This is a genomic window from Methanothermobacter sp. DP (genome assembly GCF_026692625.1).
Lineage (GTDB): Archaea > Methanobacteriota > Methanobacteria > Methanobacteriales > Methanothermobacteraceae > Methanothermobacter > Methanothermobacter marburgensis.
This window is the reverse complement of sequence record NZ_CP113501.1, coordinates 658,420-671,632: the sequence shown is the minus strand read 5'-3', so window position 1 is coordinate 671,632 and position 13,213 is coordinate 658,420. Positions and strand designations below refer to the sequence as shown.

At 50.5% G+C, this 13,213-nt stretch carries 12 protein-coding genes; 7 read left to right on the top strand and 5 right to left on the bottom strand.

From position 1 onward, the window contains the following. Positions 1-77 precede the first annotated feature (77 nt). The 5 genes from OXN82_RS03585 (at position 78) to OXN82_RS03565 (ending at position 7,503) form a co-directional block, all read left to right on the top strand. Positions 78-1,127: a DNA double-strand break repair nuclease NurA gene (locus tag OXN82_RS03585; protein WP_321211978.1), complete on the top strand. Its 1,050-nt coding sequence runs from the start codon at positions 78-80 to the stop codon at positions 1,125-1,127. Beyond that, complete coding sequence (locus OXN82_RS03580; protein ID WP_321211977.1) at positions 1,127-2,650, top strand: ATP-binding protein; 1,524 nt, start codon at positions 1,127-1,129, stop codon at positions 2,648-2,650. The genes OXN82_RS03585 and OXN82_RS03580 overlap by 1 nt, the downstream gene beginning before the upstream one ends. A 10-nt stretch (positions 2,651-2,660) precedes the next feature. Continuing rightward, the gene (locus OXN82_RS03575; protein ID WP_321211976.1) at positions 2,661-3,917 is read left to right on the top strand and encodes an exonuclease SbcCD subunit D; all 1,257 of its coding nucleotides are present in this window, start codon (positions 2,661-2,663) and stop codon (positions 3,915-3,917) included. A 73-nt stretch (positions 3,918-3,990) separates the two neighbouring features. After that, complete coding sequence (locus tag OXN82_RS03570) at positions 3,991-6,504, top strand: SMC family ATPase (protein ID WP_321211975.1); 2,514 nt, start codon at positions 3,991-3,993, stop codon at positions 6,502-6,504. 492 nt (positions 6,505-6,996) lie between these two features. Continuing rightward, complete coding sequence (locus tag OXN82_RS03565; RefSeq protein ID WP_321211974.1) at positions 6,997-7,503, top strand: hypothetical protein; 507 nt, start codon at positions 6,997-6,999, stop codon at positions 7,501-7,503. 111 nt (positions 7,504-7,614) lie between these two features. On the opposite strand, the gene OXN82_RS03560 is transcribed toward OXN82_RS03565, so the two are convergent. Genes OXN82_RS03560 through OXN82_RS03540 form a run of 5 tightly spaced genes read right to left on the bottom strand, consistent with a single transcriptional unit; the run spans position 7,615 to position 11,662 of the window. Beyond that, positions 7,615-7,959, bottom strand: a complete 345-nt coding sequence (locus OXN82_RS03560) for a hypothetical protein (RefSeq protein ID WP_321211973.1) — start codon at positions 7,957-7,959, stop codon at positions 7,615-7,617. A gap of 51 nt (positions 7,960-8,010) precedes the next feature. Beyond that, positions 8,011-8,877: a thiamine pyrophosphate-dependent enzyme gene (locus OXN82_RS03555; protein WP_321211972.1), complete on the bottom strand. Its 867-nt coding sequence runs from the start codon at positions 8,875-8,877 to the stop codon at positions 8,011-8,013. Further along, a complete protein-coding gene (locus OXN82_RS03550; RefSeq protein ID WP_321211971.1) occupies positions 8,874-10,547 on the bottom strand; it encodes a 2-oxoacid:acceptor oxidoreductase subunit alpha in 1,674 nt (557 codons plus the stop codon). Before OXN82_RS03550 ends, OXN82_RS03555 begins: the two co-directional genes overlap by 4 nt. A gap of 50 nt (positions 10,548-10,597) precedes the next feature. After that, positions 10,598-11,089, bottom strand: a complete 492-nt coding sequence (gene msrA / locus OXN82_RS03545) for a peptide-methionine (S)-S-oxide reductase MsrA (RefSeq protein WP_321211970.1) — start codon at positions 11,087-11,089, stop codon at positions 10,598-10,600. Between the two features lie 9 nt (positions 11,090-11,098). Next, positions 11,099-11,662, bottom strand: a complete 564-nt coding sequence (locus tag OXN82_RS03540; RefSeq protein WP_321211969.1) for a class III signal peptide-containing protein — start codon at positions 11,660-11,662, stop codon at positions 11,099-11,101. A gap of 47 nt (positions 11,663-11,709) precedes the next feature. Here OXN82_RS03540 and OXN82_RS03535 point away from each other — a divergent pair, with 47 nt between their 5' ends. Then, positions 11,710-11,952, top strand: coding sequence for a hypothetical protein (locus OXN82_RS03535; protein WP_321211968.1), 243 nt, complete (start codon positions 11,710-11,712; stop codon positions 11,950-11,952). 20 nt (positions 11,953-11,972) lie between these two features. Continuing rightward, positions 11,973-13,184, top strand: a complete 1,212-nt coding sequence (locus OXN82_RS03530) for a Mur ligase family protein (protein ID WP_321211967.1) — start codon at positions 11,973-11,975, stop codon at positions 13,182-13,184. Positions 13,185-13,213 lie beyond the last annotated feature (29 nt).

The following is a 13,213-nucleotide window of genomic DNA, read 5'->3' as shown; positions in this document are numbered from 1 at the left end:
ATTCAATTAAAAACCACAAACTATTTATAATATTTATTTTTTATTCAATAGTAAACATTTACATGGGGGATTTTTTATTGGACATTTTTGATAGGATTGCACAGACCCTTGAGAATAGAGTGAGGTCGGGGATTGGAAGACCCTACTTCAGGTCAGCGAAATACAGGGCGCATGAATTCAGCACCGCTAACTTCACACCCATCGAGGGGGGAGATGAAAGGCTCATTGCCTTCATAGACGGCGGAAACAGCCCCATACTGGAAGGACCAGGGATATCGGTCCAGCTCAACAGGGTTGCCCTGGGCCTCTTCAGGGGAGGTCAGAGGGTCCAGCCAGAGATGCCATCGAGGATTGAATTCTTCTCTGTCATGACCATGAACCCGGAGGAGGAGATGTGCAGATTCCAGCTACACCCCATCAGGGAGGAGTACCTGGAATTCCTCCCGGATGAGGATGACATGCACCTTGAACTTGAAGACACGGATACCGTTGATGAGTCAACCCTCAAGGGCCTTCCCAGGCGGTTTGCAGAGTGGAGCATGGCCCTGGCTGCCCTTGATGAACTCGATGCAGGGGATATTCTGGTTAGGGACGGCTCACTGCAGGCGTCATTCGAGAAGGAAAACAGCTACATCAACAAGCTCGGGGATAGGGCAGGTGAGATCCATGTGACGGGGCTCTCAAAGACCTGCACCCTCTACACCACCACTTCAATTTCACTCCTCTCAGCCATCGGAAGGCTTGCATCAGAGGGTGGCGTGAAGGGGACATGGTGCTACCACCCCATAGCCATCCGGACAGACAGGCCCACCACCCTCACGGCGGTTAAACTGAACCCTGCAGGGAGGATATTCCGCATGGACATACTGGGGGAGTATGATGGGGATGAGGCACTGGACGTGGCATCCACCCTCTCACTGAACGCTAGGGACGCATGCTTCCCTGGCTACCCCTACGGGCTGGTGGACGTGGACATGAGGGCCCGTGTCTCAGGGGATGAGGTTGAAATCTACAGGAGAAGGGTCCTGTCACAGATCAGAGATGGCGAAGTACTTAGGGGCATAAAATATGAGACAGAAAGTCTCGATTACCACGATACACTTAACAGGTATGCAGGTGAGGATTGATGGAAATCGCAGGACAGATAATAGGCGGCGAAACAGCCGCGGTACTCATAAGGCAGAAATCGGATGAACCGGTGGAACTGGGAGACCTCCTTGTTGCTGAGGGAGAAGGCTACACGATACTCCAGGTCAAGGACCTCAAATACAGGTCCCAGATACCCCAGGGGATGAGGGAGCTTGCATCAGGCTTCAACCTTGAGGGTTACAGGGGGGACGTGGAGTTCCTTGAACCGGAACTGCGGAACTACATCATCGCAGAGGCCCGCCCCATACTCCATGTGAGGGATGGGGAGCCAATGCTACCCAAACGCCTCCCGGGGTTCTTCAGGGAGGTCCGGAGGATAAGGGATGGGGACCTGGCCTTTCTTGAAAAGCCCCGCAACCCGGTATTCCTGGGGAATGTGAGGAGCGGCTCAAAGGTCCTTGAGACACCGGTCTACATCGACGCCCTGGACGCCATAACCCACCACATCCTCATACCTGCAACCACGGGTAGGGGTAAGAGTAACCTGGTGAAGGTCATGCTCTGGAGCCTGGCGGATATGGACCGTGTGGGCATGCTGGTGCTGGACCCCCACGACGAGTACTATGGCAGGAACGAGGCAGGACTCGGAAAGCACCCATCAGGTAACGTGGTCTACTACTCCCCGGATGCACCGGTCGGCGGGAACACCCTCGCAATAAACCTGAGGGCCCTGAGACCGGAGCACTTTGAGGGTATAATACCTTTCACACAGGCCCAGGAGCAGGCAATTGCAAAGTACCACAACTGCTACAAAGAGAGATGGATCATCAAAATTGTTGAAGGGGAGAAGCTTTCCGATGTCAAATCTGTGACACTCAGTGTACTTAGAAGGGTGTTCGATGTTATCCTTGGAGTCTACCTGGATGAGGACACAGGCGAGATAAAGTCCCGTGGAGGCGTATTCAGGGATGTGGGTGGCGAATCAACCATAAAGGACATAGCAGGACACCTCGAGGATGGAAAGATAGTTGTGGTGGACACATCCCGGCTCATGGGCGAGGCGGAACTCCTCGTTGGGAGCGTGATATCCGGTGAGATCTTCAGGAGGTACCAGAAGTACAAGTCCACAGGGGAGCTCAGGAGAAAACCCATCATAGGGATAGTGATAGAGGAGGCCCCCCGTGTCCTTGGAAAGGAGGTCATTGAGAGGCAGGGAAACAACATCTACAGCACCATTGCAAGGGAGGGCCGTAAATTCAACATAGGCCTGGTCGCCATAACCCAGCTCGTAAGCCTCATCCCCAGGACGGTCCTTGCAAACATGAACACCAAGATAATCCTGGGGAATGAGATGGCCCAGGAGAGGGCTGAGATAATAGGAAGCGCATCCCAGGACCTCTCGGATGATAACAGGGCAATAGCAAGCCTTGATAAGGGTGAGGCCATAGTGAGCAGCATATTCACAAAGTTCGCTGTACCCGTGAAGATACCACTCTTTGAGGAGTTCACTGAATCCACGGATCATGAGGATGATGAGGATGACATTGAATTCATAGGATGAGGTGAAACTGATGTACAGATTCGCGCACCTGTCAGACTGCCACCTGGGGGCCCAGAAACAGCCTGAACTCCGGGAACTGGAATTCCAGGCCTTCAGGATGGCACTGGATGATGCACTGGAGAATGACGTCGACTTCATGATAATAGCAGGGGACCTCTTCCACTCCAACATCCCAAACATGGAGACCGTCAAGAGGGCCACAATGGAACTCAGGAGGGTCAGGGATGAGGGGGTCCCAATCTACGTCAACTATGGGAGCCACGACTACAGCCCATCAAACACCTCCATGATAGACATCCTGGAAACTGCGGGGGTCATAGAGAAGGTTGTGCGCCCCATCCCCGGGAAGAAGCTGGGGCTGGAGTTCACGGTGGATGAGAAGACCGGGGCAAAGATCACGGGTTTATCAGGGAGGTCAAGGGCACTGGAGGTTGACTACTTCAGGAACCTTGACAGGGAGGCCCTTGAGGCCGAGGACGGCTTCAGGATATTTCTGTTCCACAGCGCCATAACCCAGTTCAAACCCGTTGATTTTGCAGAGATGGATTCCATTGACCTCAACCTCTTCCCCCGTGGCCTTGAGTACTATGCAGGGGGTCACGTCCACAGGAAGGGCTGCTACCTGGAGGAGGGCTACGGCCCCATAGTATACCCCGGGGCACTCTTCGGCTCATATGCAGGGGACCTTGAGGAGAACGCCAGGGGAGAGGAGAGGGGGTACTACCTTGTTGAATTCAGGGAAAAGGCAAAAACTCCCCAGTTCAGGACAATAAGGCCAGCTGAATTTGAATACATGGAATGTGATGTGACAGGTAAGAACTCCCAGGACGCATCCCTCCTCATAGGCAGGGAAATTGGGGAACACGATGTCAAGGGAAAGGTTGTGATGTTCAAGATCCGGGGTGAGCTCAGCTCAGGGAGGACCTCGGACATAGATTCGGCATGGATAAGGAGGGAACTTGAATCCAGGGGGGCCCGTGTTGTCCAGATCAACAGGCACGGCCTCAGCACCCGTGAGATACAGAAGGTGAGGGTCGCTGAGAGTGACATCCCCGCACTTGAGAGGAGGATCTTCAGGGAGAAACTCGCCGGACTTGACATCAGAAACAAAAGTCTCATGAAGACGGGCGACTCACTGGCGCTTGAACTCCTCAGGAAACTTGAAAATGAGATTGCCCCCGGTGAGAAGAAGGAAGAATATGAGAGGCGGATCATTGAGGAAGCAGAGGCCGTCATGGGGGTGAATCTGGATGATGATAACCGATGACCTCAGGAGAGATGATGTTGTTGACCTGCTCTCGGGTGAATCCAGATAACTGATATCCTGGTGGTGATACTCTTTGATTATCAATTCACTTGAACTCAGGAACATAAGGAGCTATGAATCAGGAACTGTCGAGTTTGATGAAGGGGTGACCCTCTTTGAGGGGGATATAGGTTCAGGTAAGACCACGCTTCTACTTGCAATAGAATTCGCGCTCTTCGGGCTGGGTGACCAGAGGGGTGACAGCCTTCTGAGGGCCACAGCAAATTCAGGTTCAGTCAAACTCACCTTCACGGTTGATGGTGCAGAGTACACCATCTACCGGGAACTTAAAAGGACCACCTCGGGGGTGCAGCAGGGGGAACTCTACATCAGAACACCCACAGGGAGAAGGAAACTCTCTGCAAAGGAACTGAAGGCGGAGGTACTTGACATCCTGGGTTACAGGGAACCCCTGAATCCAAGGGCCAGGAGCAGGATATACCGTTACGCGGTCTTCACCCCACAGGAGCAGATGAAGAGCATAATAGAGACCGGGAAAACTGAGCGGCTTGAAAGGCTCAGAAAGGCATTCGACCTTGAGAAGTACAGCAGAGCAGTGGATAATGCCAGGTTGCTTTCGCGGAAAATCAATAGATCCGTAGAAAGCCTTGCGGATAAATCCTACGACCTTGAGGATAAGAAAAGGGAGCTTAAGAATATTATCACTGAGAAGGGGAAACTGGAATCTGAGAGGGAAAATCTCGAAGCTGAACTCAGTGGAATCAAGGATGAGATCAGCAAACTCAAACTGGAACTTGAAGAGCTCAAAAAGGAGGAAAACAGGATCCATGCTGCGGATGAGAAGATAAAATCCCTTCAGAATGAAATTAAAAACCTGAGTTCATTCTCAGATAGTCTCAAGGAAAAAAACAGGGACATAGAGGAAAAGTATAAGAAATCCATTGATGAACTTCAGAAATGCCAGAAAGTGAAAGATAAGCTTCAGAAGGAACTTGATTCACTCAGAAAGAATATTGAAAAGATGAATAATGAGAAAAAATCCATCAGAGAGGACTATGAAAGGTTCAGAGATGCTTCTACCAAGCTTGAAGTCCTTGGGAATCAACTTGATACCCTTTCAAGTGTTAGGGACAATGTGGAACATGAAATCAACACAATTAAGGGTGAGATTGACCACCTCAAATCAGAGATAGGGAAACTGGAGTCCCTGGAGGATCCAGGGTACACTGAGGATGAAGTGAAAGCTGGGATAGTGGAACTTGAGGGAGAGGTATCTAATCTCCAGCATAAGGTGGGCGCCATTTCTGGGAAGATAGAGGACTACATGTCCATCAAAGATGTCAGTGTTTGCCCCACATGTGACCAGAATGTGGACCCTGAGTACATAGAGGATAAACTCAAAGATGCCATAAAGATGAAAAAGTCAATTGAATCCCGGATAAAGGAGCTTGACGCGAAAATCGAAAATAAAAAAGAACTACTTGAACGTGTAAGAGAATACATGCGGTCCAGGGCAGAACTCAGTAGACTCAGGGAGGAACTTGAGAAGAAGACAGCCGAATGTGGGAAAAAGCAGAAGGACCTTGAGAATAAGAAGAAAGAAATCAGAAAAATTGAATCAGATATAAATAAAAATGAAAGGATAATCAATGACCTGGAGGGTGTGGGATCCCGTTTCAGAAAGATTGAGGAGGACCTGGAAGCCCTCCGTGAAAGGGAGAATAACTATTCAAGCAAACTTTCAGCATCAGATTCGAAGATAGAGGACCTTGAAAAAAGAATTCATGAACTCAACCCTGAAACCAGCAGGGAATACAGAGAGAACCTCCAGAAGATTGAGGAAAATGCTACAATCATCGCTGAAAAGAAAGAGGAAATAAAGAAAAACCAGGAGGCACTCAAAAACAGGGATAAGGTGGAGGCCAGCATACGGGAGTTCCGTGAAAAACTTAGTAAAAGTGAGGAATCAAGGGATGAGAGAAAACACATGATAGGATCCATTGGGGGAAAAATCGAGGAAAAAGAGGATCAGATCAAAAGGCTTAACGCTGAAATTGATGAAAAGAAGAAACTCAGAAAACGTGCCAGTGAACTGAAGGACCATGTGACCTGGCTTGAATCATACTTTATCCCTGCACTAGCTGACATTGAGACCCATGTGATGGCACAGATAAACCATGAGTTCAATGAGAGGTTCCAGAAATGGTTCAGGGTCCTGGTGGATGACCCGGATAAATCGGTGCGGATTGACGAGGACTTCACACCCATCGTGGAGCAGGACGGCTACGAACAGAACCTGGAGTATCTAAGTGGTGGTGAGAGGACCAGCATAGCACTTGCCTACAGACTCGCCCTCAACATGGTGGTCCAGAGCCTCACCGATGTGCGCTCTGATATACTCATACTGGACGAGCCAACCGATGGGTTCAGCAAGGAGCAGCTCTACAAGCTCAGGGACATCTTCGATGAACTTGAAGCCAGACAGATAATCCTGGTATCCCATGAGGAGGAACTTGAAAACCTTGCAGACCACATATACCGGGTTGAAAAGTCCGATGGGGTATCCACCATACAGAAGGCGGGCTAAATTTTTAAAAGCCCGTAGATAATTTTATTTCCATTTTTGACACTTTAAAGAGTTCTTTAGATTTATATAAGCCTTTAAAATCATTTTAAATTCAAATTTTCATTTTAATGTTGCTTTTAATTTATTGAGCATTCTAGTTCTTCCTTTAACAGAAATAAGCCCTGTAAGTGACTCTTTATACAGTATTTACCTTCTGAATCTCCATCGTATCGGGGAGCCCCTCTGCCCCTAAACTCCAAATGGGATTCCATGATGGTCCCTATCTTCAAATAAAGTGGGATGGATTCTCAGAGAATATCTGAATATTAGAAAAGGATTCTGGTGGCTTTTTTTGATTAAAGGAGCTTTCAGAGCTTTTATTTTATGGAAACATTTATATACTATGATGATGTAACCATTGACTCAGTGTCCTAAGTGACCTGAAGGGTTAGTATTGGACATGGAGGCGATAGAATTACGCGATTCAAAGCAGTCACAGTGCTCTTTGCACTGATGTTCACTGTGGGTTCAGTGCCCATCAGTGAGGCAACAAATACTGGAACAGAAAACGCAAAAATAGTGGCAAAAACACAGACCATAAAGGCGGAACCTGTGAAGGTTGACGCCGCATACAAGTACAAGAAATACAAGAAATATAAAAAGACCTACAGGAAGAAGGTCAAGGCTACGTACCGTACCAGTGTGAAGAAAAGGTACTACAAGAAATATAAGTACTACAAGAAAAAGAGGGTACGGGCGGCCTACAGCACCAGCACGTACCGTTATGATCCAGACATAGGGGACTGCTGGGCTATGAGTGAATACTTATATAAAAAACTCACATCAGCCGGGAAGAAGGTGCGTATAATACAGTACGCCACGAGCATGTCACCACGACACCGCACAGTACAGGTGTACAGCGGCAGTAGATGGGTGGACTATGACTACAGTGGCTACAACAAGATATATCACCCCACATCAAGCAAACCCGGCATGTTTGTGGTTAAATCATCGGCCTAAAGAGGCCAACCCCCTTTATTTTTTCATCAGGTTTAATTCTTATTCTCTGGATTCACCATATCATGATTTCATTTAACTCTGATTTTAATCTGTGATTAACTGCATCAATTTTCAGGTTTGATTCCTCTCCTCTGGATTAACTGCATCCTCAATGGCTTCCCCTATGCAGTGGGGGTTCCATCCAACAATCTCGGAACTCACTTCTTCAAGTTCCACAGGCACGTTCTCAAGGCCATAGGGCCTCACCGTTATTATGGGCTTGGAGAGTTTTAGGGCCCTTTTAACATCATCCATTATCTTTTCTTTCATGGTTCCCCAGAGGCCTGCAAGGATTATCACAGCATCTGCATCCTCGAGGTCAGTCTCTCTCCAGCTGAGACCCGAAAGGCTGAGTTTCTCCCTGAAGACATGGTGGTCCTCAATGTCACCCTCTGTTATGTAAAGCCTGATTTCCATATCATGATTCTCCAATGCAATGATTAAAATTATGGTCAATTAAACTGCAGGTTAAAGCATCCTCTTTGATTCAAGGAGGGCCTTCAGCTTACCAGGATCATGCCTCCTCCTCCACAGTGGAGTTGCATCCCCATGGTATATACTGAGGTTCTCCTCAAATGTGGCTCCACCATCAGCACGGTAGATTATACCCAGCGGAAACTTCCCTGAACCGTAACCCTCAAGGGACTTCTCAAAGGCAAGCATCCTGTCTGAGGTGTCATGGTCGGTGTAGTAGGTGTTCTCACGGAACCACTGGAACGTGTTGACACGGTTGAAGGTCACACAGGGCTGGAAGATATCCACGAGGGCATACCCATGGTGCCTGATGGCCTCAACGAGAATGTCCCTTGTCCTCTCAATATCACCTGCAAAGGCCCTGGCAACGAAGGTGGCCCCAAGGGCAATGGCCACTGCGAGGGGGTTGAAGGGCTCCTCAAAGACACCGTGAACCTGCACAGGGGTCCTGAAACCAGGCTGGCTGGTGGGGGATGCCTGCCCCTTTGTGAGACCATAGACCATGTTGTTATGGACGATGTTTGTTATATCAGGGTTCCTCCTTATGTTGTGGATGAAGTGGTTGCCGCCCTCACCGTACATGCAGCCATCACCGCTCACATCGATAACTGTGAGTTCAGGGTTCACAGCCTTTACTGCCACAGCAGCCGGGAGGGACCTCCCGTGAAGGCCGTTGAAGTAGTTACACTTGAGGTACTGGGGGAGCTTGCCTGCCTGACCTATACCTGAGACAAGCACCAGCCTCTCAGGTGGTATATCAAGGTCTGCAAGGGCCATCTTGAGGGCCCGGAGAATCGAAAAGTTACCGCAACCAGGGCACCATGCCACGTCTGCCTCAAGGTCGTAGTCCTCGGGTTTCATACAAAAACCTCCCCTATGAATTTCCTTATCTCCTCAACACTGAAGGGCATACCATTGTACCTGTTGAGTCGATGGTCAACCTCAAAGCCGGCCTCAAGTTTAAGGAGATCAGCAAACTGTCCCCGGTAGTTGTTCTCAATGGCAGCTGTCACATCAAATGACTCGAGAAGCTCAAGGGTATCAGGTGCCAGGGGGTAGACCTGACTGAAGTGCACCATGGTGACCTCGGCATCAGATGACTCAATGGCCTCCCTCACAGGCCAGTAGGTGGAGCCCCAGCATATCACCGCACTGGAGTCGTCACCCCAGACCTCAGGTGGGAGTGCATCATCCCTGAGCATTTCAAGGCGCAGATTCCTCTTCTCGACCATTCTCCTTCTTATATTGAGGTCCTCTGTTATGAAGCCGTCCTCGTCATGTTCATCTGAGTCAACACGTACAAGTCCAGAGCCGTAGCCGGGAATCCCCCGGGGGGAGATACCGTCCTCTGTGAGGCTGAACCTCCTGTAGCTGGCATCCGTCTCTATGATATGATACTCTGGCTCCACACCGATTTCAGGTGCCGGGAGGTTGTAGTAGAGGTCTGCCAGGTACTGGTCTGATAGTATGAAGACGGGTATCTGGTACCTTTCTGCAAGGTTGAATGCATGGGCCGCTATTTCAGGGGCATCCTCCAGTTTTCCAGGGGCGAATATGGCCCTTGCAAACTCCCCTGGTCCCGAGTAGAGAGCCAGGTTCAGGTCCTCCTGGGCTGTCCTCGTGGGTAGACCAACCGCCGGCCCGGGCCTTTGACCAATGTATATGACAACAGGGGTCTCTATCATCCCTGCAAGGCCCACGGCCTCCTCCATGAGGGCAAAACCACTCCCTGAGGTTGCAACAAGTGACCTGGCACCTGCATATGAAGCCCCAAGGCACATGTTTATGGCCGCAATCTCGTCCTCAGCCTGCTCAAATACCATGTCAAATTCATCGGCATTCTCTGCAATGAATATCTGGAGTGGACTTGAGGGGGTCATGGGGTAGGATGACATGAACCTGCACCCCCCTGATATACACCCGAGACCCACGGCCTCAGTACCGTTGAGGATTACGTGTTTCCTGACAGAGGGGTCCGGTTCAACAGAGACTTTCAGGTGCTCTTTTAGTTCCTCACCAAGTTCATACCCCTTTCTGCCAGCCTTAAGGTCTGCATTGAGGATCTCAGGCCCTTTACGCTCAAACAGTGACCTTACGGCATCATCGAAAACGCTCTCCTCTACCCTGAAGAGACGGGCTGCGGCGCCTGCAGCCACAACATTAGCGAATATCCGCCCCCCCAGCTTCTCAGCCTCCTCAAGTATGGGGAGGTCAATGGCGTCCTCCTCACCGAGGCTCTTATCTGCAATAATCAGCGTCCCATTGATTCTCTCCCTCAGGTGGTCCACCGCCCCCGGGCTCAGGGCAAATAGAACATCGATACGGTCCACAAAGGCCCTCACAGGCCCTGATGAGACCCTTATCAGGGTGGAGTTTTCACCGCCACGCACACGGGACATGTACTCCTTGGAGGAGAATATATGGTAACCTGTGGCCCTGAAGGCCCTTATAAGGAGTGCCTCAACGGTCTGTATCCCCTGCCCTGCCTCACCGCAGAGGACCAGTGCAACATCATCCCTGACCTCCTTCATTAGAGATTCACCCCCTTTCTATTTTCACATTCTCTTTCAGTGCAGTGCCCTCAGATTAGTCTCCTGAGGTAGCACCTTTGCTCCCTGTTCTTTTCGAGGTACTGCTGGTGGTAGTCCTCGGCCTCATAGAAGGTACCTGCCGGTTCAATGGCCGTCACGATCTTCCCAGTGAACCTTCCGGACTCCTCAAGCTTTCTCCTTGACTCCAGCGCCAGCCTCCTCTGCTCATCGTCATGGTAGAATATCACCGAACGGTACTGCTCACCCACGTCCGGCCCCTGCCTGTTGAGGCTGGTGGGGTCATGGATGCTCCAGAAGACATCAAGGAGGTCACTGTAGCTTACAAGGGCAGGGTCAAAGGTGACCTCAACAACCTCGGCATGCCCTGTAAGTCCGGTGCAGACATCCTCATAGGTGGGGTTTTCCATGTGGCCCCCCATGTACCCCACACGGGTGGATACAACACCCCTGACCCTCCTGAAGGCATCCTCAACTCCCCAGAAGCATCCGGCACCGAAGGTGGCCTTCCTGTATTTTTCCATCCCTAGCACCTACCTTGATACGTTACCCCGCACCTGGGCCTGGTCTGCGGTGAACTTGAAGGGTGCGCCGCCGCCCCCTGCTATGGAGAATGACATGAGGACACTTCCGGTGGGGTTCTTACGGTAGTCAAACGGGCCGCTGATGGTCCAGGAGTAGGTCTGGTTTCCTATCTTCAGTGTCCACCTCCCCATCTGGCCTATACCCCTAAGGTCAGCAGTACCCCCCTTGGGGTCACCGACACCACCCTCAACCGTGAAGCTGGTGCCGGCACTCATCCGGCCAAGGTCAAAGGTCCTGCTTGACCCTGGCTGGAGGAGGAAAAAGCGATTACCAGGGTCCCCCGATACGATGTGCCTGCTACCACCACCGGTGGTGTTATTGGCCTCATAGATGAACTTGCTCTTTGATGGGCCGATGTTGGTTATTGTGAGTTTCACCTCAACTGTCTCGTTTCCCGGGATTTTGAAGTAGGAGCTGTATATGTAGAGGGCTGCAACCGCGATTATTATGATGGCTGCAAAAAGAAGTATGTACTCTGCACCCCCCTGTCCACATCTATCCTTCATTATCATGTAAGATATATATTGTATGATTATTTATATAAAACTGAGGTGTGGTAATGGGACCCGGGGCAGCTTCTGAAACTCCGCCTGTGAGCATGGAGGTTATATTGACTGCGGTGGCTGTGACCCTTGCGGTTGTAGCGGTCATCCTATTGATTGTATTTATAGGTAAACGTAAGAGGTCAAGGGAGGAAGAGGAAAAACCTCTCAGGCCAGAGGTTTCAAAGAACGAGGATATAATAGCCCAGCTCAAGGAGGAATACGGGGTTTCTGATGATGAGGATTCAGGAGACGATTAACAGTTAATATCGGTGAACCAATGAGGGTTGCGGTGCTGGGACTTGGAGCTGAGGGTTTAAGGGCAGTTGAGTCACTGAAGAGAAGGGGTCACAGCGTATACGCCAGTGACATACGGCGCGAAATCCCTGCAAAACCTGAGGGAGTTGACCTTGACCTTGGATTTCATGACACGGAAAAGATAGAGGCTGCAGATGCGGTTGTAATCAGCCCGTCAATGATAAAAACTGAATTCATGGAGCGGTTCAGGGATAAACTCCTCTGCAGGGTCCTTGAGGGCCACAGGAAGCCCAAAACCATTGTGGTCACAGGGACCAATGGAAAGACCACAACAGCCACAATGATAGCACACGTACTTGAATGTGCAGGTGAAAGGGTGCTTCTTGGCGGAAATGCTGGCGGCGGATTTGAGGGTTACACAGAACTCTTTTTAAGGGCATCTGAGGAGGAATTCGACTACCTTGTGGTGGAGGTCTGCGATATGACCCTGGAATTCGCATCAGAGTGCTTCAACATTGACCTCGTGGTCCTCACAAACCTTGGCGAGGACCACATGGACTTCCACGGGTCAATGGAGAATTACAGGAGGACGATGGCAGAATTCCTGAAGGGAAGGGATGCTGTAGTCGGCCCCGGGGAGTCAGATGGAGAACTCAGGGAGGCCCCCCGGATTCTCAGGACCTACAGCGAGTACACCGGGCCCCTGAGGGTTGAGGGCGGATTCAACAGACTGAACGCAGGGGCCGCATCAGAGGCCCTGAGGTATCTTGGGGTTCCAGAGGATATCATAAGGGAAGGACTTGGCAGTTTCGAGCCTGTGAGGGGCCGTATAAGGTCCTTCATCATCAATGGAGCATCTGTTGTCGCAGGTAAAACCGACAACCCCCATGCCCTGAGGGCAGTGCTCTCAGAATCAGACTTTGATGTCATGTTCATCGGGACCCCCAGGAGGTCAGAGAGGTGGCGCCTCCATATCCTTGATGAGGTTGCAGAGTCACCCCCGGAGGTCCTTGTGATATTCCCGGGCCTTGATGACACGGTTGACATGGTACTGGACTACCTCGAGGGCCTTGAAATCCCATCAGAGGTCATTACGGTTGATGACCCTGATGAAATCCCAGGTATGGTCCTTGAGTTTTCCAGGAAATACCGGAGAATCTTCGTGGGCGGAAACGGTCAGGACAGGATAATCAGGGTCCAGGAAAAACTCGAGGAGATCTCCTCCTGTGAATGAACAGCATCACCTGCGTAAGTGGTATATAT